The sequence below is a fragment of the Fibrobacter succinogenes genome (assembly GCF_902779965.1).
GTDB lineage: Bacteria > Fibrobacterota > Fibrobacteria > Fibrobacterales > Fibrobacteraceae > Fibrobacter > Fibrobacter succinogenes_F.
The window spans coordinates 63,637-87,207 of the sequence record NZ_CACZDK010000001.1 but is presented as its reverse complement, the minus strand read 5'-3'; the positions used below and the strand labels follow the sequence as shown (position 1 = coordinate 87,207).

General features: G+C 46.2%; 20 protein-coding genes and 1 other RNA gene. 12 read left to right on the top strand and 9 right to left on the bottom strand.

All coding sequences use genetic code 11. From position 1 onward, the window contains the following. Positions 1-6: 6 nt before the first annotated feature. Positions 7-408 (bottom strand): hypothetical protein, encoded by a 402-nt coding sequence (locus HUF13_RS00425; protein ID WP_173473293.1) that lies wholly within the window; start codon positions 406-408, stop codon positions 7-9. A gap of 391 nt (positions 409-799) precedes the next feature. Between HUF13_RS00425 and ilvB the strand changes: the two genes are divergently transcribed. The 8 genes from ilvB (at position 800) to HUF13_RS00385 (ending at position 8,219) form a co-directional block, all read left to right on the top strand. Continuing rightward, positions 800-2,518 carry a biosynthetic-type acetolactate synthase large subunit gene (gene ilvB / locus HUF13_RS00420; protein ID WP_173473292.1) on the top strand — a complete coding sequence of 573 codons (1,719 nt, stop codon included), beginning with the start codon at positions 800-802 and terminating at the stop codon, positions 2,516-2,518. 18 nt (positions 2,519-2,536) lie between these two features. Further along, a complete protein-coding gene (gene ilvN / locus HUF13_RS00415) occupies positions 2,537-3,031 on the top strand; it encodes an acetolactate synthase small subunit (protein WP_173356149.1) in 495 nt (164 codons plus the stop codon). 244 nt (positions 3,032-3,275) lie between these two features. Then, the gene (locus HUF13_RS00410; RefSeq protein ID WP_173473291.1) at positions 3,276-3,854 is read left to right on the top strand and encodes a hypothetical protein; all 579 of its coding nucleotides are present in this window, start codon (positions 3,276-3,278) and stop codon (positions 3,852-3,854) included. A 26-nt stretch (positions 3,855-3,880) separates the two neighbouring features. After that, positions 3,881-4,516 carry a hypothetical protein gene (locus HUF13_RS00405; RefSeq protein WP_173473290.1) on the top strand — a complete coding sequence of 212 codons (636 nt, stop codon included), beginning with the start codon at positions 3,881-3,883 and terminating at the stop codon, positions 4,514-4,516. Then, a complete protein-coding gene (locus HUF13_RS00400) occupies positions 4,513-5,613 on the top strand; it encodes a radical SAM protein (protein WP_173473289.1) in 1,101 nt (366 codons plus the stop codon). Before HUF13_RS00405 ends, HUF13_RS00400 begins: the two co-directional genes overlap by 4 nt. Positions 5,614-5,723: 110 nt before the next feature. Then, positions 5,724-6,527: a hypothetical protein gene (locus HUF13_RS00395; RefSeq protein WP_173473288.1), complete on the top strand. Its 804-nt coding sequence runs from the start codon at positions 5,724-5,726 to the stop codon at positions 6,525-6,527. After that, entirely contained in the window at positions 6,527-7,408 is an 882-nt protein-coding gene (locus HUF13_RS00390) for a hypothetical protein (protein ID WP_173473287.1), read from the top strand. The genes HUF13_RS00395 and HUF13_RS00390 overlap by 1 nt, the downstream gene beginning before the upstream one ends. A 1-nt stretch (position 7,409) precedes the next feature. Continuing rightward, positions 7,410-8,219 carry a hypothetical protein gene (locus tag HUF13_RS00385; protein ID WP_173473286.1) on the top strand — a complete coding sequence of 270 codons (810 nt, stop codon included), beginning with the start codon at positions 7,410-7,412 and terminating at the stop codon, positions 8,217-8,219. On the opposite strand, the gene HUF13_RS00380 is transcribed toward HUF13_RS00385, so the two are convergent. After that, entirely contained in the window at positions 8,216-8,629 is a 414-nt protein-coding gene (locus HUF13_RS00380; protein ID WP_173473285.1) for a hypothetical protein, read from the bottom strand. The two genes, HUF13_RS00385 and HUF13_RS00380, sit on opposite strands and share 4 nt — an antisense overlap. 243 nt (positions 8,630-8,872) lie before the next feature. Further along, positions 8,873-9,233: a transfer-messenger RNA gene (ssrA, locus tag HUF13_RS00375) on the bottom strand. Between the two features lie 780 nt (positions 9,234-10,013). On the opposite strand from ssrA, the gene HUF13_RS00370 reads away from it, so the two are divergent. Next, positions 10,014-11,453, top strand: a complete 1,440-nt coding sequence (locus HUF13_RS00370) for an SUMF1/EgtB/PvdO family nonheme iron enzyme (protein ID WP_173473284.1) — start codon at positions 10,014-10,016, stop codon at positions 11,451-11,453. Here the strand turns inward: HUF13_RS00370 and HUF13_RS00365 are convergent. Then, positions 11,450-12,214, bottom strand: coding sequence for a glutaminyl-peptide cyclotransferase (locus HUF13_RS00365; RefSeq protein ID WP_173473283.1), 765 nt, complete (start codon positions 12,212-12,214; stop codon positions 11,450-11,452). The genes HUF13_RS00370 and HUF13_RS00365 overlap by 4 nt on opposite strands. A 102-nt stretch (positions 12,215-12,316) precedes the next feature. On the opposite strand from HUF13_RS00365, the gene HUF13_RS00360 reads away from it, so the two are divergent. Together HUF13_RS00360 and HUF13_RS00355 are read left to right on the top strand one after the other, a co-directional pair. Then, a complete protein-coding gene (locus HUF13_RS00360; protein WP_173473282.1) occupies positions 12,317-12,883 on the top strand; it encodes a DUF4416 family protein in 567 nt (188 codons plus the stop codon). Positions 12,884-13,031: 148 nt separating this feature from the next. Then, positions 13,032-13,403, top strand: coding sequence for a DMT family protein (locus HUF13_RS00355; protein ID WP_088629078.1), 372 nt, complete (start codon positions 13,032-13,034; stop codon positions 13,401-13,403). Positions 13,404-13,485: 82 nt separating this feature from the next. Here HUF13_RS00355 and HUF13_RS00350 read toward each other — a convergent pair whose 3' ends face one another. From HUF13_RS00350 to HUF13_RS00330, 5 genes are all read right to left on the bottom strand, one after another. Next, positions 13,486-14,988: a fibronectin type III domain-containing protein gene (locus tag HUF13_RS00350; RefSeq protein WP_173473281.1), complete on the bottom strand. Its 1,503-nt coding sequence runs from the start codon at positions 14,986-14,988 to the stop codon at positions 13,486-13,488. A 156-nt stretch (positions 14,989-15,144) separates the two neighbouring features. Then, positions 15,145-17,124 (bottom strand): family 43 glycosylhydrolase, encoded by a 1,980-nt coding sequence (locus HUF13_RS00345; RefSeq protein ID WP_173473280.1) that lies wholly within the window; start codon positions 17,122-17,124, stop codon positions 15,145-15,147. A gap of 219 nt (positions 17,125-17,343) precedes the next feature. Further along, complete coding sequence (locus HUF13_RS00340; RefSeq protein WP_173473279.1) at positions 17,344-18,126, bottom strand: hypothetical protein; 783 nt, start codon at positions 18,124-18,126, stop codon at positions 17,344-17,346. Between the two features lie 73 nt (positions 18,127-18,199). Continuing rightward, the gene (locus HUF13_RS00335; protein WP_173473278.1) at positions 18,200-20,299 is read right to left on the bottom strand and encodes a family 43 glycosylhydrolase; all 2,100 of its coding nucleotides are present in this window, start codon (positions 20,297-20,299) and stop codon (positions 18,200-18,202) included. 321 nt (positions 20,300-20,620) lie between these two features. Continuing rightward, positions 20,621-22,273 carry a family 43 glycosylhydrolase gene (locus HUF13_RS00330; protein ID WP_304038661.1) on the bottom strand — a complete coding sequence of 551 codons (1,653 nt, stop codon included), beginning with the start codon at positions 22,271-22,273 and terminating at the stop codon, positions 20,621-20,623. Between the two features lie 252 nt (positions 22,274-22,525). Here HUF13_RS00330 and HUF13_RS00325 point away from each other — a divergent pair, with 252 nt between their 5' ends. Beyond that, positions 22,526-23,569 carry a T9SS type A sorting domain-containing protein gene (locus HUF13_RS00325; RefSeq protein ID WP_173473277.1) on the top strand — a complete coding sequence of 348 codons (1,044 nt, stop codon included), beginning with the start codon at positions 22,526-22,528 and terminating at the stop codon, positions 23,567-23,569. Positions 23,570-23,571 lie beyond the last annotated feature (2 nt).

The window sequence follows — 23,571 nt, the reverse complement described above, 5'->3', positions numbered from 1 at the left end:
AGCCAATCATTCATTCACTTCAATTGCCAAATATCTTGGGCCTTCGTCGTCAAAGTATTCGTCTTCGACAGCGCCATCCCAGTTGCCTTCGAGCGGGATGAGCTTGAGTGTATGTTTTGCCTTAGCCTTGAATTCACCTACGTTGCCCTTGGACTTGTCGGCCATCTTGTCCTTGACCTTGCCGCGAGCAATAAGCGGGTTATAAACGCCCACGAGAACTTCCTTGGCATCAAGCTTGCCCGAAACCACCTTTTGGACCTTGTACTTGAATACATACACGTAGCTGTACAGGTCATTGCTCGGCATCTTGCCTGGAATTTCGGTCAAACGCCCTTCGATGGTGATCGGGTCGGCGGCAAACACGAATGCTGCCGCAAGAATCAGCGAGAGAAAAATCTTTTTAATCATAGTTACAAATTAGAAAAATTTAGGGGTGAAGCCCATATAACATTAGGAAGATTTACGCTGGAGTTTACCCCGGACTTCAATCCGGGGCGGGAATGACAAGGCGAACAAGCCAGTTCGGCAAAATCACAAATATTTTTATAAAGCCAGTCTATAAAATCCTATTTTGTATCAATTTTCGCTAGTTTTTACTTTATTCAAAGTATAAATTTTCAAAATTTAGCGAAAAATTTCCAATTTTTGCATTAAAACAGGTCGTTTCGAAATAAAATTTCTTAAAAAATTTCAAAAATTTTCACAAAAGTCAGGTTTTACCTCTTGCCACCCTCAAAAAATACTCCTATATTTCATCCTATCTAAATTTTCATCTATTCTTTAAAAGACAGGATAAATTATGGCAAATAAGACCTTAAGTGGTGCCGAAGTGATTATCGAATGCCTCAAGCGTGAAGGCGTTGATACTATTTTCGGCTATCCCGGTGGATCGGCCATTCCGATGTTCGATGCCATCCTCGACTCCAGCATCAAAGTTGTGCTCAGCCGTCATGAACAGGGCGCAACCCACATGGCTGACGGTTATGCCCGCCAGACCGGTAAGGTCGGTGTAGCTCTTGTCACTAGCGGTCCGGGTGCAACGAACACGTTTACAGGTATTTATACAGCTCTCATGGATTCTAGCCCGATCGTCGTGCTTACCGCACAGACGACCACTCCGAACTTGGGCAAGGACGCCTTCCAGGAATGCGACACTAGCGGTATGACTTTTGCAACCGTGAAGCATTCTTACTTGGTCAAGGACACCAACGACCTTCCGCGCGTGATGAAGGAAGCTTTCCACATCGCACGTTCTGGCCGCCCGGGCCCAGTGCTTATCGACCTCCCGAAGGATGTCACTGCAGGCCCCTGCACGGCTCCGTTCACCGACCAGATGGACCTCCCCGGCTATAAGATTCCGACTTACGCTTCTACAGAAAGTGTCGAAAAGGCCGCCGACTACATCAAGAATTCTAAGAAGCCGCTCCTCCTCGTGGGTCACGGTGCCATGATTTCTGGCGCATCCCGCCAGGTGAAGGAACTTGCCGAAAAGCTCGGTGCTCCAGTTTGCTGCACCATGCTCGGCCTCGGCGCTTTCCCGACCGACCACGAACTTTCGCTCGGCATGCTCGGCATGCACGGCACGATTTACGCCAACAAGGCTGTTCTCGAATGCGACTTGATCCTTTCGATCGGTAGCCGTTGGGACGACCGCATTACCGGTAAGCTCAGCGAATTCTGCAAGAACGCCGTGAAGATGCACATCGACATTGACCCTGCCGAAGAAGGCAAGGTGTTGCAGCCGGATGTTTTCATGTGCGGTGATGCAAAGCTCGTTTTGGAACAGCTCCTCCCGATGGTGAACAAGCTTGATACCGCTGACTGGATCAAGACTTGCCAGACTTGGAAGAAGCGCTATCCGCTCACTTACGCGAAGCAGGGCGGTCTCCGTATGCAGCACATCGTTGCTACCGTGAGCGAATTGACTCATGGCAAAGCAATCGTCACGACAGACGTGGGCCAGCACCAGATGTGGGTTGCACAGTTCTTCCACATCAACTATCCGCGTCAGCTCCACTCCAGCGGTGGCGCAGGCACGATGGGCTTTGGCTTCCCGGCTGCTATCGGTGCCGCATTCGGCAACGAAACCGGTTGGCCGGTTTGCAGCTTCAGCGGTGACGGCGGCTTCCAGATGACCGAAGCAGAACTTGCAACGGCCGCCATCCACAAGCTCCCCATCAAGATCTTTGTGATGGACAACAAGTACCTCGGCATGGTGCGTCAGTGGCAGGAACTCTTCTATGACCACCGCTATTCCAGCGTCGATATGAAGGGCAACCCGGACTTCGTGAAGCTCGCCGAAGCTTATGGCATCCCAGGTCTCCGCATTAAGCGCCCGGCTGATGCTGAACGCGTGATCCAGAAGGCTTTGGACTACAACGATGGCCCGATCCTCATCCACTGCGAATGCGAAAAGGAAGACAACGTGTTCCCGATGATTCCGGCTGGTGCTCCGATTACGAGCATGATTACCGAACAGCCCAAGACGCAGCTCGAAAAACCCACCGGATCGACGTAATAACAGGAGAATTTGAAAATGAAAGATATTGCACATTCTATTAGCTTGTTAGTGGCAAACCGCCCGGGCGTGCTCGTGCGTATTGCACTCGTGTTCTCCCGCCGTGGCTACAACATCGATTCTCTCGTCGTCTCCCCCACGCTCGACCCGAACTTCAGCCGCATGAACATCATCGCTCACGGCAATCCCGAAATCTTGATGCAGATCATCAAGCAGCTCGAAAAGCTCGTGGACGTGGTTCAGGCCAAGGACCATACTGGTACAGACGCTGTGGAAAAGGAACTCGCACTCATCAAGGTTCGTTGCACTGCAGAACAGCGCACCGAAATCTTGCAGCTTTGCGACCATTTCCACGCCAACACGGTGGATATGACAATGACTTCCATGATTATCCAGATCACGGGCAACAGCGTCAAGGTCGATACCCTCAAGAGCTTGTTGCAGAAGTTCGAAATCGTGGAATACATCCGCACGGGCAAGGTCATTATGCTCCGCGGTGAAGACAAGACTTAGCCTTTAGAACTTAGAGCTTCGATCTTAGAACTTAGAGAAATGCATTCGGGATTCCGGATGCATTTTTTTGCATATTCTAAGTTCTACCAACTAAGTTCTGCCAACTGCGACGAAGTCGCAACGTCTATATGCAACGGATGCAACAAAAACGTACAGGTCGCAATCTTAAAACAAGCTAAAAGTTGTCTATATACTCCAAAACAAACTATATTAAGGTAGAGTGTTATGGAAGAAGGAGTGTTTTATGAAAATCGAGAAGAAGAAAGTGACCGATAATTCGCGTCTGTCGAATGCCTCCAAGGTGGGTATCGCCTCTATGCTTGGCATGTCCGCCGTTTTTGTGAGCGGGTGTTTAAGCGATGCCGAAAGTGGTCAAGTAATGGGCCCCGTTGAGCCCACGAGCAGCGATGCATCCAAGACCCAAGAAACAGCATCCAGTTCTTCTGTAGCCGATATTCCGCTGAGCCACGAACACCTCAGCAGTTCCGTTGAAGAAGCTCTTTCATCAGCGGCACTTAGCAGCTCTTCTAGTACGCCACTTCAAAGCAGTTCTTCTGAAAAAGTTGAAAGTTCATCAAGCCAGGAGAAAGAAAGTTCCTCCAGCGTTGAGAGTGAATCCAGCAGTTCATCCGAAAGTTCCAGCAGCACTTTTGTAGAAAAGCCCCGCAGTTCATCAAGCGACTCCGTTATTTCCCCATGGCCAAGAGAAAGGACTTGCGAAAAAGTAGACTCTACAGGAATTCATGTCATTATGTGCCGCGATGACGACCGTGGCATGATGGCTAGCATGGTATCCACATACGAAATGTCCGACATGACGTAAGCATTTAAAAGAGTGTTAGGTAAAAAATGAAAATCGAAAAGAAAAAAGTCGTTAATAGTTCAAAATTGAACAATTTTACCAAAAGTGCAATCGCAACCGCACTCGGAATCGCAGCGTCCATCGGAACAACCGCCTGCGATGACAGCGTTTCGGCAACTGGCAGCGACAAAAAAACGCAAGAAACCGAACCAACATGCGGTGAAGTCGCATGTGGAGAACAATTCAGCAGTTCAAGCTACATCGACATTTCTTCCAGCGGAGAACGTCTTAGCAGCGAAGCTGTCGAAGCGCTTTCGTCCGCAAAACTGCTGAGCAGTTCTTCAATGGAGCCAATCCAAGAAGCCGGCGTCATCCCTCCATATGAAGATTTCCCCAGCAGCAGTTCTTTCGAACCTCCCATTTCCTCGGGAGCACCTCTTATTTCTTCACCTTCATCCTCCGAAAGTTCTAGCAGTTCATCCGTTGCACCACTCAGCAGTTCAGCCAAAGAACCCGCATCAAGCTCGTCCGAGACCATGTCCAGCAGCAGCGAAGCCGAAGACCCGCTCTGCGACCCATCTGACCCTACTACTAGATGCAAGGTTGATCTATGCAAAGACCCTGACGGCTGTTTAATTTTCAGCATGGTGACGACGTTCGAGCAGGATGACATTCAGGCATGAACTTAGTCCTTTGCCTTACAGAGCAGTGCAACCTGCGCTGTAAATACTGCTATTACAAAGAATCGCAAGCCGCCCGCCAAACGGTCATGGACGACGAGACCCTTGAACAGTCCATCCGCATCGGGTTGGAGCGTACGATTTTTTTCAAGCAGCAGTTCTTGAACATCACGTTCTTTGGGGGGGAGCCGCTTTTGCGAAGAGATGCCATTTATAAAGGTGTCGAATTCGCAAAAGCGGTTGTTGATGAAGCGATGGACAACGGCAAAATTGCCCGCAATTTCATTCTGAATTTTGCAGTAAACACAAACGGAACGTTATTCGACGATGAGTTTTTTGATTTTTGCGAAAAAGAGCATTTCCGCATTTATCTTTCGCTCGACGGCCCCGAACACCACCACGATATCGCCCGCCGTACAGTCAACGGGACCGGAAGTTTTAAAGCTATCGAGCCCAACATTCCGCGTTTTGCAAAACTTGGAGCAGTCGCATTAAGCACGGTTACTCGCGCACATGTAAACACACTTTTTGAAAGCGTCAAGTGGCTGCACGAACAAGGATTCCAAAGCCTCACCACAAGCGTTGATTTTGATGGCAAATGGACCGGCGAAGACTTTGACAAGCTAGCCATTCAATACCAGAAAATGGCGCAATATTGGAAAGAATGTCGCGAAAAAGGCGAAAAGTTTTTCCTCGGCACAATTCACGACAAAGTAAAGCTAGTTCTTACAAATTTACGATACAGACTTTATTCATGCCACGTGTACAATGGCGCAGTCGGAGTGGCCACCAATGGAAACATATTCCCCTGCACACGTTTTATAACATCAAACCCAAACACCCTATATGTGCAGGGGAACGTTTTCACAGGCTTTGACGAAACCGCTTGCGAAGAAATCCGCAACTTTTTAGACAACGACAAAAAAGAATGTGAAGGATGCGATATCCGCTACCGCTGTTGCGCCCACGAATGCGCCTGCACAAGCTATTACACGACGGGAACAATAGAAGGAGTGTCACCCGAAGTGTGCACTCACGAAAGAATGCTCGCAGAAATCTGTGACACGTTAGTTGAAGCAAGCTCCAGAAAAAACATCTAAGCATGCATTTCAACGCTTTTTTTTTCCAAAAAATCTCCCAAAAATACGCTTTATCAAAAAGAAATACTAGAAGCAAATAAAAAAAATACCAGTTGTTATATTTGAGACCAATGAAAACTTGGTCTTTAATTTTATTGTTATGTATTTCGGCCTTCAGCGCCATACCAAACGGAACGATTCCAGACAACGGAAGCGAGATTCACGATACCGTTTACGTGGAACAAATCATTCGCGATACCGTTTATATTCCGATAAAACCAAGAACAGATACAGTCTATAGTAATAAAAAATGTTGCGCACCTACTAAAGAAAATCCACTCGGATTGGACACTACAAAATACCTCCGCAATGATACGAGCTACACCCATCATCTCATTTATTTGCACTTCGACCTCATTTCAATCCCGTGGCTCATCGACACTACATTTACTTCGGTTGGTGGAAATATCGAATTTTCAACAAGCCGCAAAAATTCGCTTATTTTGAATTTCCGCTATAGCAAAATGATCCCTCAAATCGGAAATAATGTCTTTAATGACGCCATATACGAAGGCAATATTTCGCAATACGACATTGGCTTAGGCTACCGCCATTACTTTAGGCCCTCAAAATACAGTTTTTATTTTGATGTAGGTGGAAATTGGCTCATCCGCAAATACGACTACATAAACACTTGGGACGATAAACCCGATTTGTACAACGACAGGCCACATTCTCGACACGATACAGCAACATTATTCGCGCCATACTTGCATGCAGGCCACGCATTTAGAGGGGAACGAGCTACATTCGGCTTTGAATATGGATTCTCGTATGGAGTATCCGACAAGGATTTGCTCCAAAAAGAAATATCTTACATTTCTGCAGGCCTCCAACTTGATTTGAGATTAAATATTGGCGTGGGGATTTTCTAATGAAACAATTTAAATATCTTAAATGGATTTTCATTGCGATTTTTGCGTTCTTGGCAAGCCCGACACTTGCTGTAACAGATACAATTTACGTCCAGAAGCGAATCACCGACACACTTTACGTTGCATCCCCACCGGATACGGTCTATATTCAAGAATCGGCTCGTCAGCAGGCACAATCCCAAGAGCAACCGACGTTCAAAACAAAAGAGAAAAATGAATACATCTTGGATTACAGTACGGATACGATCCCGCCAGGAAGAAAGTTCTATATCAACATCAAAAGCGGATTTAGCCTTGTTTCAATATGGTTCGGCGCTCCCATGATTGACTTGAGTTGGGAAATCGAAAATGAACATCGAGGCTCCACCATGTTTAACATTTCCACCATCATGCTCTTTGGAGACCACTCCTTTAAAATCAGTAGTGATGAAGAAAAAACATGGGAAGGCTTCAGAAGTATTATAAGTCCGGGTATTGGGTACAGACAATATCTACTCACATTCTCTATCGACAGAGCCAATCCAGAAAAGCTCAAAGTGACACATAGAAACACACCTCTCAATAGTTCTTCTTTTTATATTCAAGCCTTAGGAAGCCCAACTCTCAAAATTGCTTACGACAAGAACCTCAAGCGTGAAAAAAACATGAAAGGAAGTTTTGATGCAGGTTTTTCTGCAAACGCTACACTGGGATATATAAGAAATATGGGAAATACGCTATGGGACTTTGGTATAACATTCGGTTACCAATACTGGAGCGACAAAGCCCGTCAATATCTCAATTGGGGCGATGACAACAACGAATGCGTCAGCTATCACTTTCTTAACGGGATGAACGGCAAAGGTTTATTCTTCGGCAGCGAACTTAACTTAGGATTCTAATATGCGATACATACTTGTTATTCTTTTGTTCTGCATTGCAAGTGCATTTTCACAAGAACAAATCGTTGACACCATTTACACAGATACACATAAAGTCACATACATTGACAACACACTCAACAATACATCTCAAAATTCAAAAACAGATGCCACGACCGCACCTGAAGATACCGTCGACTTAGTGAGTCTGAGCGCCGTTCCAAATAGTTATCATCGACTATCACTCTTTTTGACATCGCAAAGCTTGAGTTTTTCTTTGGGCTACGAATATTTGTTCAGCGATTTTTGGAGCGCTAGACTACGATTCGGATATATCGGATACAACAAGACAGACATCAAAAAACACACTGATGCAGAAGGAACCATGGACATTTTCACAGCACCCATAGCCGTGAAATGGTTTTGGGCGCGCCGCAACTTAGGAACTTATCAATACGTAGACGCCTTAGGGAACAACCACAAAAAGAGCCAAAGCCAAGCGGAAGGTTTTATCCACATCCAAGCCGTTCCGACACTTTACAACATTGACATTCATCGCGACTCCAGTTCCTACACCAACGAAATGCATTTAAAAGAAAAAGAATTAGCGCTCTATATCACCGCAGGTTTCGGCTTCAACTTATGCTACGAAAGATTTATCCTGACAACAGAAATGAACTTGGGGACATTCGTAAAGTCTCCCAAATTTCAAAAGAGTACCAATGCCAATCATACGACTTACGAAATTTACGTGGATAACAACAAATACGGCACCCATCTTTTAGAAAAGACGGTTTTCGAAACCATCATCGCTATCGGCTGGATGTTCTAAAATCCGAGAACTGCTTCGGAAATTTCGTTTGCTTCGTCGGAACCGTCGTCAGTGCGGTCCGCATTGAACTCGCCCCAGCCTTCGCTAGTGCCGCAGCCTACCCCAACATCCATCGTAGACCACTTGAACACGGCGTACACACGTTCGAAGCGTTCCAAAATTTCGGTCAAGACATCCTCTGGAGGTTCGTTTTCGACAAGGAACGTTCCATCGACCGCATACAGTTCTGATTCAGGAAGTTCCTCGAAACGGCACTCATACTCGTCCGTCATGAAATCCTCAACGGAATACCATTCGCCGGAATCCACGCTAGGAAGTTCCGCTTCCGGAAAATGTTCCATGAAAGCATTCCACAAGGCATCTAAATCCTGTTGGATTCCAATGAAACGAACTAAGATTCGACAATCCATATCCAACCTCCTTTGCCTAAAATGTAAAAAAGTTAGTCACTAGTTAGTAGTTAATAGTTACTAGATACTAGTTAATAGATACTAGATGGCAATGCAGACTTAAAAGCGGAATTCAGGCGAACGGTTATTATAGGAGATTCCCGCTTACTTCGACTGCGCTCAGCACAGGCTCTGGCGGGAATGACAAATAAACCAAGGCGGGAATGACAAAAACAAAAGGCTCTCTTTGAGAGCCTTTTGTTTTTCTGGAGGTGAGGGGAGTCGAACCCCTGTCCAAAATCACGTCCATGTACGTTCCTACAAGTGTTCCCTTCGAATTTAAGATCTCGTCTTATCCACGCCCAAGAAGGTCGGCGCGGAGTTTGACCAGCCTAGTAAATCTCGGGAAATGCCCCCAGGCATGACACTTCCCTATCCCATATTGCGTCCGGACGTACACCCCGATGGGAGCGGGATGAGGCCCGGCGTTGCCGTTAATTAGGCAGCGAGTGCGTAGTTTTCGTCAGCACTTATTTTTTTTCAGACTTTTTAACGAGTTGCCCTCGTCTGAGACCTCGACTTGCAACTAACACTTCGGTAACCCTGTCGAAACCAGAGCACCCCCTTGTGTTCTACACAAGGGTGCTCGGTTGAGACAGGACTGTCGATTAAATGCGAGCTCGCGAGCATTTAAGCTCTTGAGAATGCATGCGTTCGAAAGACCCGAAGGGCAAAATTACTGCGAATAGCAGGAATTTTGGCAAACCAGAGCACCCCCGGTGCCTGCACCGGGGGTGCTCTGGTTGAGACCCGTCGATTAAACGCGACCTTAAGGAGCGTTTAAGCCTTTGAGAGCGCAAGCTCGAAAAGCCCGTAGGGTGAGAATAACGCGAACAGCGTTATTCGAAGCAAACCAGAGCACATACCAGTGCTTTAGTGCTCCAAATATATAAAGTTCGAAGAAATTTGTAAAGTAACCGTTTGGATTGAGACAGGCCAGTCGACTAAATGCGAGTAGGAATGTTTTCACCTAATGGATATGGGATATATGACGTATTTGGTCTTGTTAAGGAACATGTTCTTTTTGAAGAAAACAATAAAATGAAGCGTAGATGCGAAGTTTATTATGTTACTTCGTCACCAAAGCCGCAGAAAGGAGTGATCCATCATCCGCAGAGGCTTCCGAGAACGAAGTCTGTAGATTATTTATCGTGTTTCAAAGGAGGTGGAAACTTGTACGATAATTGGGAAAAAATTAATTATGGTACAATTGATTATAGTTCAGATCTAGGTGGTTTCCGCCTCATCCGCAACATAGGTAATAACGCAAAATGGACAGAAGTAAAATCCAAATGACAAATGCAAAACCGAGCTATCTCGGTGTTCTTTTTGTATATTCAATTGTATGAAAAAGATTTTGTTATTCCTAACGATGTACTTTGCGCTTGCGAATGCTCAACTCTATTATGACAAGCACGGAGAAAGCCGCGGTGCGTATAAGGACAGCTTGGAGTATTCAAAGCTTGTTGCGCTTGCAAAAAGATTTCATGGTTCAATTTTGGTGAAAAAGCCGGTTGAAGGCGTCAAGCCGAGAAAGAATCTGGAAAAGATTCCAGAAGATAAAATTCAAAGAACATTTAATGTAAGCCGCGATACTTTGGACAAAGAAAACTGGCTCGAAGTAGAAAAAAACGAAATCGTTAAAATTTGTGTTGACGAGCCTGTTGTCGCGTGGGAAACTTCCTTAAAAGCGATTATATCTAGCGATTCGTGCCTAGCATTCCAAACGTCGACTCTTATTGGGGTTGAAACGCTTAATGTGTATTTCTCGGATGTGAAGATTTCCCATAAAATTAATTTAGCTGTCGGGATGAAATATTTGGATTTCAAAAATGAAGAAGTTCTGCTAGGTTTTAACAAATACAGCAAGGATTGGGAAAAAATTTCCGAACTTTTCAAGAGCGAAGATCCAGAAAGGCTTGTGTCTGTTACGGGTACATATTTAGTTGATAAATATCCTATAACAAATTGTGAATTTACACAATTGATGTGGGATAGTATTCCGGAAAACTCATCATATCATGAATCGTTACCGATAAAAATCGCCCATAAAGATTGGGTAAATAGAAAAAAGACTAGCATTCGTAACCAAAATTGTGCGATTCACGATACAGCGGCAAATATGATTTCTCTATACCAAGCTCTGAAATATGCGAACGCTCGCAGTATCCGCGAGAACTTAAAGCCTTGCTACATTTTTTCAAAAACTAGTGAAAATGCAGAGACAATCATATCAAAAGGTAAATATGTAATAAAATATTGGGATTTTACGATACATAATGACGAGTATATACAGGTTTCTGTTGACTATTCCTCTAATGGTTACCGAATTCCTTTTTATGATGAATGGATGATGCTTGCACGTGGTGGCGATAAAAAAAATAAAGCACCTTGGGGTGATACGTCAGCAACTTTTGAAGAAGCCCTGAAATACGCAAAATTTAATAGTGTTAGACCCAATAATGTAAAAGAATTGCATTTATCGGAACCCGTTGGTCAGCAGATACCGAATGGTTTTGGCCTACACGACATGTTTGGCTTAGTACGAGAATATGTGCTATTTGAAGAAAAGAATCCTTTTTCATTTAAATCGTCACTACCTTCCTGTCTAAAGGGTGGAGAATATCGAGTTTCACTAAATCACAAATTTGGCAAAGCCGACTTTTTCCCTTATTGGAAAAAAATAAATTATGGGTACTGGAAAGTTGGTTCTGTTATGAATGGCGGTTTCCGCTTAATCCGCAACATCGGCAATAACGCCAAGTGGGAAGAACGCGGTTTTTAGAACTTGACTTTATAAATCTGCGGCCAGAGCTTGCCTGTAATCCAAAAATCTTTGCCATCGTAGGCGATGCCGTTCAGAACATCTACGCCGGGGAATCGGTCACGAATCTCCCCCGCTTTTTTCGAGAAGTCAATATAGCGCAACACCTTCCCGCTCGGGAGTTCAATTTCGGCAATCAAATCCGTCTGCCAAATATTCGCATACAAAATATTTCCGACAACTTCAAGTTCGTTCAAAAGTTTAATCGAATAGCGACCATCGCGAACTTTAATGTTTCCGGTCACTTCAAAGCTGCCCGGCGCAATTTGCAAAAGTTCATCGGTGCCATTACTCATCAAAAGCTGGTCACGCCAAAGCGTAAGTCCCCAGCCTTCTGTCGGAATGCGAAACTCGCCTTTCTTTTTAAACGGCTTGCTCTTGAAAATAAAAGCCTTGTGCGATTTCCAGGTCAGGTAATAAATTTCATCTCCTAATTTTACGGAACCTTCACCAAAATAGCGTTCTTCGAGTCGCGCTGAATCGAGAATTTTTCCGTCCAGCGTGCGGCGGTACAACCCCGATTTTCCATACAAGCCAGTCGTTTCAATCAGTTCCTTGCCATCGAACGAAAGGCCTTGCGTAAAATGCGAAGATTCATGCGGAATCGAATCAAGAATCGTCGGCACAACCCGCGGAGCCTCAGCGTAAACATTAGAAGAGAATGTACAGACTAGAGACGAGAGAATAACAGCTAATGCACAAAGCGTTCTATTTTTCATCATATCGTTAAAAATACAAAAAAAGAAGCGTCGGCCACTAGAAATAATGGATTCTCCTTCGGAGAATGACGCGTCGCCCTGAGCACTTTTTCTAAATTTGCGTCCATGGGTGAAATTAGAACTCCTGCCAAAGTGAAAATTATCGTGGGCATTCTCGCGAAAGATGCCGAAGCCGTGAATGCGGTTCGCGGTATTCTCAAAGCCCGTTTCGGCGAAGAAGACCTGAACTTGGAACCGTTTCCATTTACGTTCACCAATTACTACAAAGAGGAAATCGGCGAAGCTCCGGTGCGAGCATTCTTTAGCTACGAGCAGCTCGTGGATCGCGAAACAATTGTCGATATCAAACTTTGGACCAACGACATCGAGCTCGAAATCGCTAAAGAAAACGGCACTCCGGGACTGCGCCCTGTAAATCTTGATCCGGGCTACATGACTCTCGGGCAGTTCTTTTTGGCAACGACCAAGGACCAGCGCCAGCGCGTTTATATGCAGCGCGGAATTTTCGTGGAGCCAACGTTATACTTCCAGGATGGGCATTTCCACGCTTTTGATTGGACGTATCGCGACTACCAAAGCGAGAATTACATCAAGTATCTCGAAGAAGTGCGTAAGCGCTTGGCATACCAAATGACTACAGGAAGGCCGTATAGACTGCGTCGAATGAAGTAGACAGTAAACAGTAGGCTGCCCTTCGACAGGCTCAGGGACCTGACTAGGTTGGTGAGCTTGCCGAACCATGCCGCGATTATCAAACTTCCGACTTCCTACCGACAACTTCCTACTAATTCTCCTAAAACCAAACCCCTATTACCTAAAAATGAAAGCTGGTATTTTTACAATTCTCCTCCTCTGCTGTTCCAACATTTTCATGACTTTCGCTTGGTACGGCAACCTCAAGCTCAAAGAAATGCACATCAGCACCGACTGGCCGCTGATTCTCGTCATCCTCGCCTCTTGGGGGCTCGCCTTCCTTGAATACTGCTTTATGATTCCCGCCAACAGCATTGGCAGCCGCATCAACGGCGGGCCATTCAGCTTGATGCAGTTGAAAATCATCCAAGAAGCTATTTCCTTGACGGTCTTTACGACAATCGCCGTGACGGTATTCCATACGGAAACGCTCCAGTGGAATCACATTGTTGCATTCTTGTTTATTATCGCTGCTGTTTTCTTTGCATTCTTGAAGTAGCGATTTTTTTTTCGACCATAGCAAAACGCCGCTGCACTTGGCAACGGCGTTTTTGGATTTAAGATAAACTATCGATACTCAATTATTTACTAGAGCAAACTTCAGCTCCATCAAGACTCATCGGTGCGGTCCATTCGCTCCAATCAGTTTCACCCTTACCCTTTCCATTCGTTTTGTCTTTCCATACAATGCGGAATTGAGCATAATATCCGCAAATACCACTAAGATAAGAGCGAAGGCACAACGCCATATTATATTCATTTTGTAAAATATGATCCCATTCATCCGCAGGTGTACTAGAATCATAAAGCTTCGGATGATTTGCCGCAGAATAACCCGTTTGCGCGGCGCAATTACTAATAACGCTAGTCTTTCTTGCGGCATCAGCGAAATCATCATATACATCAAAACGTTTAGAGATAGACGGTTCTTGGTACGGGAAAGTTTCACTCCAATAGCAGCTATCGCATTTATCGGACTTTTTCTTTCCTTCGCAATTACCCTTATAATAATTGAAATGTTCTAGTGAATTAAACCAGCGAACTTCATAATATGCAGTATCCGTATACTCGGATTCAACAATATACTTGCTAATCCCTTCAATTGTAAAGGACGCAATAACCTGAGTTACCGTTTCATCATACTTTGTTGTAGTATCATTATTCGATTCGATACCGATAGTATAGAGATACGTAAACTTACTCGATACCGTAGGAACATTGAGCGCCATATAATCACGATAAGCTATATCCGGTGTCAACTGAACAGCTTCGGTAAAGGCAGACGTATCACCGCTATTAACAACAGCCATACGATAATAAGTTTCAATCTTATCGCGGCCCTGGATGTAGTAGTGGCGCACATTGCCATCAAGAACCATGTCCTTGCCATCACTATTCTTGATGCCAGTCCACTTAAAATCTTTTAGCTTAGAAGTCTGGATAACAAACTTTCTATTCGGATCATCATTGGTTTCTTTGTATTTCCAGCTCAGTTCCCAGACGCTCGGAGCAACACGAGCGATTGCTACATCAGTCGGGATATCCGTTTTGGGAGTGGTCGTTTCTGTATCGCCGTAACCATTAGACTTGATTTGCATACGGTTACTTTCTTTGGATGTAGCGCATTTATCGAATGCAGCCACGCGATAATACTTACCAGCCTTTTTGGAACCCTCTAACTTATAGATGGTCACATCGGCATTGGAGTTTCCTTCGTGTTCCCATTCAGGAGATTCTGCATCCATGTCGAGAACTTGAATTTCAAAACCCTCTTCGGGACGATTATCATTGCGAGTATAATCCCATGAAAGAGTCCAAGAAGAATCCGTCACCTTCTCGATGCTAAAGCCCGACGGAGCAGCAAGAACTTCCTTAAGTGCATCACAAGCGGCCTGGTTTGCGTTAGAAGCACTGGACTTGGTCTTAGTCGCCCCAGAAGAGGACGATTTTGTAGAGGAAGCCGAAGTAGGAGTCATCGAGGATCCATCGTCTAGCTCATCCGGAGCAGACGAATTAGAGCAAGCACCCAAAGAACACAGGAATGCTACTGTTGCCGAGAATTTCCAAAAAGTCAATTTTTTCATAAAAAACTCCCTTTGGGGAAAATTTGTTTTACAATCAAATATATTTTTTTTTGTAAAAAAAAGAATATAAAAATCACATTTCAACAAAAATATGTCTAAAAATGCGCCTTATCGTATAAAAAAGCACATTTTTAAGCAAATACAAGTTCCCCAAACTTATTTAGTTATGCGAAATTCACGGTTGCCAGAACGCACTAGGTAAACGCCCCGAGGCAAGGAATTCAAGTGTATTTCGCGGCCGTAGCCACGGTTGAGAATAACTCCGTTCATGTCAAACAGCAACCAAGAAGATTCTTCCGAAAGGAGAACCAGAGCGTTCGGACGATCGAAGATTATTCCGTTCTTTGCGCCGAGACGCGCGAAAGATTCACCACGGATAGCCACAGAAGTATCAGCGGCCTCGCCAAACTTGATGTTCCCGATGAGCGTTTCGCCACCCAAACCTTCTGCAGTCAAATAAAAATCTTGGACACCTTGCAACTTCGGCAGATTCGAGCACTTCACATCCGTCCACTTAGAAGCGTCGCCTGCGGTGGGCAGTTCGCATTTAGAAATCACGTTGCCCTTCTTGTTTTCTTTGCGGAGCGAGAGCGTTCCACCGGCGGCATTTTTTACTTGCACACTCACTCCCAGTCCCACGATGGAATCCGTAATCACGTTCTCGAAAATAGCGTAGCCACCATCCTTGATGGCAAGCTCGTCCTTGTCCGTGAGGCGCACGCGAATGCCGTTGTCAAAGCCGTTCGCTGGAATCGTATCGCGGATAATGCGCAAAAAATCTAGGCGGTCCAGTTCCGCATAATGCTTGCCCTTCGTGATTTCGATGAAGTTCGAACCGCGCTTGAGCTTTGTCGGGATGTACACGACGGACTTTTCAGGGAATTCGCTCCAAGCACCCGTCAGCGGAAGTTGCACTTCACGCGTTTTGCCGTTGATGTCCACGAAATGCGAACTGCCGTTTGCACCGTCTTCAGTCCAGTTGTTGTCGTAACGGTAACGGATAAGGTAATCGCCCGCCTGTGGGATAATCATCGGCAAACGAATCTTACTGTCATCGTAATTGATGTAAGCGCAGAATTCTCCGTTCGAAGCCTTGGAACTGCTAGAAATATCAACATGTGTGAGGATGCCGTGTTCCGCTTCGGCGCTCAAATAGCGGCCCAAGAACGGTTGTCCGAGTTCCGGCCAGTTGTCTTCGGACCACACAATGTCGCGCACCTGGATGTAGGAATTTCCGCCGTCGTTCTTGTCGTAGTAGTGATTCACAAAGCGCTGGCGGTTAATGTCTTCGAAAGCCTCGCCACCAGCAGGCCCGTAATAGCGACCGTAACGATTGAGGAGAATCGTACCTCCCCCATCAAGCAAAGCCTTGCCACTGCGGTCTACATAGCCGCCATCAATGCGATTAGAACGCCCCACCGTTGTCTTGTAAGAATTGTTTTCAAGGTCGGCACCTTTCTTGCAGCAGTTGTCCCAAGCAGTAAAGAGAAAGTACTTGCCATTGTGTTCGATGAGGCTTGCGCCTTCGACGCCAGCGCCACCGCGGTTCGCGATGTTCTTCATCTTGGCGCCGTTTTTCACCTTGCCTGTCGATTCATCGAGTTCGAGAATGTGAATGCCCGTACCCCAAGAGCCAAAGGCCATCCAGACTTTTCCGTCAAGATCTTTCAGCACCGCCGCGTCAATGGCGTTATAAGCGTCGCTCTTGACCGTGTGAATCACTTCGCCTTGGTCTGTCCAGCCGTAGCCAGGTTTTGTCGGGTCGATTTCCTTACTTGACATAAAGCCCATACCCGACGAGCGGATACCCATCTCGGAACCGCAATAGTACATGCGGTATTCGCCACCGACATAGTGAATATCGGGCGCCCAAATGTCAATCATGTTCGGAGCGTACTTGTAAAGCCACTGCGAGAATTTCGGCATGGCCTGCTCGCCGTTTTCCCAGTTCAACGCGTCTTCGGAAAACTGCATGAGCATGTGGTTGTCCGTTGTAGCAAGCGCATAGCCATCCTCATAGCGGATGATGTCGGGGTCGTGCCCGGCCCAGCGGTGTTCTTTGGCGTACCAGTCGGCAGCAAAAGCCTGCCCCGCCAGCAGTGCAGAAAGTACAAAAACCACGTTAAATCTTTTCATAACGCCTCGCTTTTCCACACTGCCAAACCAGTATAAATATATAATAAAAAATAGGAAGTAGTTAGGAGACGTTTCTCCTTAACACCCTCCGAATTGTCATGCCTCAACATCATCAATGTTGGCCAGACTTAACCATTTCGAGCGGTTTTCTTATTTTTTTATGAGCTGAAGACGCCGAGTCGCTTGAGCTTTCAGCAGGCAACCTGCGCCAACAATTTATTATGGCCAAAATATATCTACATCATCTGAAGAATATTCATACACCGCATCATTAAGAACAAAGTATTTCACATCTTTATATTCGGCGGGGATATCAAATTTATGATTGTACGTACACGTACAAGTTGTTTCTGAACGAACGTTGACGTATTCCACAGACAAAGTATCTCCAGAGTGCTTAAACGATATATCAGCATCAACCTCACACAAATCTTGCGCAAAGGGAATTTCAATTTGGCAATCACCATTTTGAGTTTCATGCAAGAAAAACTTTTTCAAATATTTAGAATACCCATACTTTACAATATCCGTTGCAACAATGCATTTTGCACGCGGATTAGCCATCACCGAAGAACTACTGCTTAGCGCTTTCAAAGAATCCTTATTGACAACAACCGGCGGTACGCACTGATATGTCATAATCATTGGCGGATACGAAACACAATTCGGTTTACGTTGATGATAAGTCGAGTCTCCGTTTTCAATATAGAGCGTATCAGGGCAACAAACGTCATAACCCGGATCAATCCAACTAGAGCTGCTAAACAAGGGCCCTCTTGACGACGAAGACTTTTGCGTTTCGCTAGAAGATGATTCCTGTTCATCCGCAGCAGCCGAAGACGGATTTTCGGAAGTGGAATTTTCAGAAGTAGTACTTTCTGATGATGAACTTATCGCAGAACTTGAGCCTCCGGCAGTAGACAATGCGGGATTTGACACTGAATCACCGCAAGCCCAAAGCACAAGCGACAGAATTGAACCACAAACAACAATTTTTTTCATATTAAGATCCTCCTTTATCTCAAAATATAATCATCATTGACAATAAACTTATCGAGGATCTTCATAACAAGTGCTAAAATATCGTTTTAACGATGTAACGGCCTTTCGGCAAATTGCGGAATTCGACTTCGGTGCCGTTGACGTTTTTCGCAGAAACAACCTGCCCCATGGAATTCAAGAGGTAAACGCGATGGTTGCCAGATTCAGCAAATTGCACGCGGTAACCGTCTTGAAGTCTAGATACGTTGTACCCAACCAATGCACGCGGTTGCATAGGAAGCGCAACAGGACCAGCGCTGCTGCTAGATTCAGCATCAATAGCAGAACTCGACGAAATTTCGACCACGGAGCTTGACGATGCGGCACTAGACTTGAACACGATATTTCCGACAATGGCTTCGCCAGAAATTCCCGATGCGGTCAGATACAAATCCTTGAGGCCCGTTTTGCTTTTGAGCGTTCCGCAGCTTGCTTCAGACCAGCCGTTTGCAGTAGCCTTAGCCGTCGAGAGGTCGCACTCAGCAAGGACGGTTCCGTTCTTTGCGCCATCGCGAATGGCGAGCTTGCCTGCGGCAGCATTTTTCACTTGTACAGAGACTTCGTCGCTCTTGATGGAATCAGCCACAACATTTTCGAAGATAGCGTAGCCGCCGTCCTTGATGGCAAATTCATCCTTGTCCGTGAGGCGCACGCGGATACCATTGTCAAAGCCATTGGCAGGAATAGTATCGCGAATCACGCGCAAGAAATCGATGCGGTCGAGTTCCGAGAAAAAGCCATTCGGCTGCGGTTCAATTTCGATGAAGTTGCCACCGCGCTTGAGCGTTGCAGGAATCATCACGATAGATTTTTCTGGGAACGTGCCCCAAGAACCTGTCGGCGGAAGCGTCACGATTTGCGACTTGCCATTGACAGTAACTTTGTGCGTAGCATCGCCTTCACCGCCGTTTGCATAGCGGTAACGCAACAGGTACTCGCCCGCCTGCATGATGTTCATCGGCAGGCGAATCTTGGAGCCCGCCGTGTTGATGTAAGCAAGGTATTCACCGTTCGAAGCTGTATTGCTACGAGTAATCGCAAGGTCACCCGAAACAGCACGCGTCAAAACGCCATGCTCGACTTCGGCACTCAAATAACGTCCGAGGAAGGGCTGTCCCATCTCAGCCCAGTTATCCTCGGTAAACACGACATCGCGAATATGGATGTGATTAAACTTGTCGCCGTTAAGATCGTAATAGTGATGCACAAAACGCACGCGGTTCAAATCTTGGAAAGCTTCGCCGCCGCCCGGACCGACATAACGTCCGTAGCGTTCCATAAGGATTGTGCCACCGCCATTAGCCATATCGTAGCCTGCACGATCTTTGTACGGACCGGTTACATTATCAGCACGACCATAAGCAGTTTTGTAAGTCGTCTTTTCAATATCGTTGCCCTGCTGGCAGCAGATATCCCATGCAGTAAACAAGAAATACTGGCCGCCATGTTCAATCAAGCTCGGACCTTCTTCGGCACCGTTGCTCGCCTTGCTTGTGCGACGTGCAATGTTATAGACAGTCTTGTCATCACTGGCCTGATAGCCCGTCTTTGCATCCAACTTAATCAACTGGATTCCAAGACCGAACGAACCAAAAGCCATCCAGTAATTACCTTTGGTATCGCGAACGACATCCGCATCAATCGCATTGTACTTGTCCGATGCCACCGTATGGAAAACGTGGCCATGATCCGTCCAGCCATAATCCGTTGTGCCAGGCACAATGGATGTGGTCGCTTGGTAACCGATAGCCGAATTGCGCTTGCCAAATTCCGACACGCAATAATAAACGCGATATTCGCCGTTCATGTAAAAGATATCCGGAGCCCAGATGCCCTCGGTTTTAGGCGCGTACGTATAGGCCCACTTCGGAACTCCACTCACTGTTGCCCTGTGGTCGCGCCACGTGTAGGCATCTTCGGATGTCCACAATTGCAAATTGTTGTTCGTGCTCATGAGGGCGTAACCATCCTCGAAGCGCACCATGCTCGGGTCGTGACCCGATTGCAAATTGTCCTTGGCATACCAATCGGCAGCCGACACCGCAGAGACGCCAAAAGCGCCAAGCACCGCGACAGTCGCAAAATTCACAAGTTTCGCGCGAGTCATAACACTCGTAAAATTCAAAAACTTCATACCAAACTCCTTAAAAATTTAAACTAACAAACCAACACTGGATGGGGCAAAGCCCCTACTCCTTGGCTCGGTTATAAAAATGAGTGAACTCATTTTTGCAACACTCACCTTCTGAGTAGTCTTCCGCCTTTGGTGTCAGGATGACGAACAACAACGTCATTCTGAGGAACAACGTGACGAAGAATCCAGTAAAGACAAGCACTGGATGGGGCAAAGCCCCTACTCCTTGGCTCGGTTATAAAAATGAGTAAACTCATTTTTGCAACACTCGCCTTCTGAGTAGTCCCCGCTTCGCTTCGAGGATGACGGAGACGCTAGCAGTCATTTTACAAGCACCTTTGCAGTGTTTTGTCCAGCGCGGACAAAGTACATTCCCGAACGAACGGAACGCACTTGGATTTCACGACCATAACCACGACGCACAACAACACCATTCACATCAAGCAAAAACCAAGATGCTTCAGCACCCAAGTGAATCACGCGTGCGCTAGCATCGTAACGAACTTGTTGCATGGTCTGCGCATTCAGCGCCCCCGCAGAACCGCGCGCAATCCCTGTTGGCTTCGGTAGTTCCGCTTTTGCAAATTGCACTTTTTGGTTGTCCGTTCCCGTGCGAACCCACGTGATGACCGGCATCCCGACTTCCTTCGAGATGTTCAGCACATCGCCCAAGTAATCGCTATCGTAATCCGCAAACAAAAAGTACCCCTTCTTTGTCGAAGCATTTTCGATGCGGATTTCACAAGCCGTTGCAGAAGTTTTCACCGTATCCAAAAGCGTCTTGGGCGGGCAATAGTAGCGACCCGTTGCAAAATTTTTGAGTGTGTAATAACGCGCCGAATCGCCATGCGCAAGCACCCAAAGTTGCGATTCGTTCTTTTCGTCGGCGGTCTGCTGCACCACAATACCGTCTTTATCTTCGAGCGCCAAATTGCTATGAGAAACGACCATGCGGTAACCGCCCGCTTCGACAAGCGCATTGTTGACAGGATCCACGCCATTCGTATGCTTGATTTTCTGAATCAAGCCATCACGATCGTAATAGAGGTAGTCGATGTTCACGGAACGGCGGTACGTCCAACCGCCCGGAGAATTTGCGCCGTGATACATAAAATACCAGTGCCCGAGATACTTGAAAATCGCCTGATGATTCGTCTCGGAATTTTCCATTTTATCGTTGATGACGCCTTTTTGCGTCCACGGTCCGTTCAGGCTCGGCGCCATGGAGTAGTTCGTCGTCGAAGGGTAACCCGAAGCATAGCTGAAGTAGTAATTGCCGCGGAAATAGTGCATCCACGGGGCTTCAAAAAAATCCTTGATCTTGATATCTTCGGGCGTACTTGCAAGCTCAATCATATTATCCTTGAGCTTCACGCGGCGGCCCGCATTCCACGAGCCCCAATACATCCAGATATCGTCACCATCGTAAAAAATTGCGGGGTCAATATTCAATTTCACGTCATTCGGCGTATTGTCGGTGATAAGCGCCTGCCCAATCGCATCCGTCCATGGTCCAGACGGATGATCCGCGACGGCAACGCCAATCGCAAAACCTTCACTCCCATTTTCCTTGATAGTCCCGTGATGAACGGCCACATACCAGTAAAACTTGCCATTCCTGTATTCGCAATGGCCCGCAAAAGCGCTTGCATTCGCCCATTTGAACGTCTTGACGCTCAGAACCGCCCCGTAATCGTGATAATGTTCCATATCATCGGTCACGAGCACATGCCAGTCGTTCATGATGAACGATTTATTATTATTGCCCTGCGGCCCCTGCTCATCATGGCCAGCAAAGATAAAAAGCGAATCGTTATGCACGAGTGCCGCTGCATCTGCAGAATAAAAATCAGTCGTGAGCGGATTAGCGGCAAAAGCAGCCGAACCAAATCCAGTACTTAAAATAGCGCAACAAGCCGCGTTCCAAACAATACGCGGCAAGTGAACAAAAGACTCCAAACCCTTTGTTTCCATAGACTTCTCCCATACATCCACACTCGAAACAAGTCTAGTTATGGTAAATATATACTTTCCAATATTAAAAGTCCACATTTTTTTGTGGTTAGGAGTTAATAGTTTAGAGTTAAAAAGAAAATAGACGCTTCTCTATTATACAACTCGGGTCTATATGATACACATAAAGTAATTTTTTCATCTTTTTTCAACTCATTTTTTTCAAACACAAAATTCAAAATCTATATTACAGATTAGTGCAGGAGGAAAAAAATGAAGCACAGAAACTCTTTGGTAACACAAGCAATTGCTCTTTTCTCTGTTTCAATTGCATCATCAACAGCCTTTGCCGCTGGACCGTTTGTTACCTGGAACGGAGCCGATGAAAACGCGGAACAACACATTCAAACAGGACTTGGCAACGAAACAGAAACAAACGGTTACTGGTTCTATTACACCGACAAAAACAACGGTGACGGCTCTAATGTTATGTGGGCAGCCGCGATGGACCCACCTTATTACGCTTTTGATCCAGTCATTGAGGAATGCAACGGCTTTTGCGGAACAGCGGTTCTCAAAGGAGGATCCGCAATCGAAAAACCGTTCGTAGGATTTGGCTTCGCCGTTGTCGGAGAAACAGCCGATTCAAACCCCACCCTAGCAGCAGGCGACGCTTCTGCATGGGACGGGCTCTGTGTCACATACACTTCTGACACTGATTTGCTACTACAACTAGGTCCAGGTCCGATTAGCAACCCGAATGGCAAGATATTAGACGGAGAAGGCCCCGATACAGAACCGGCCCAAGCGCTTTCCTATCCAACCGCCACGCTTCCCACCTCCAAGACCGGCAACTTGGCGAGAGTCGCATGGCAAGACTTCAAACAAATACCTTCACACTCAAGCGCCCCCATAATAGACGGAGAAACCGCCGCAAAACAGCTTTCCTTCATTTTATTTAAACTACAATCCGAGCCGGGCAGCTACAATTTCAACATCTGTGCAATCGGTCCGAAAGACGGAAGCTGCCCAGAAAAATGCGGAATCCCAAGTTCCGAAGTTGGAATCAAATTTGCTCACAGAACAAACGAAAATGTTGCAACTAAAGCTATTCTGAACGGTCGCACACTCAGTTTTACGGGCGTCAAGTCAACCGCCACTGCCGAAGTCATGAACAGCCTCGGACAAGTCATCGCACGAGGAGCAATCGAAAGCGCGACCTCGACGCTCAATCTCGCCCACCTCGACGCTGGAATTTATCTGGTCCGCGTTACAGGAAAGGCCGTTAATTTCTCAAACAGAATTGTGGTGAGGTAATC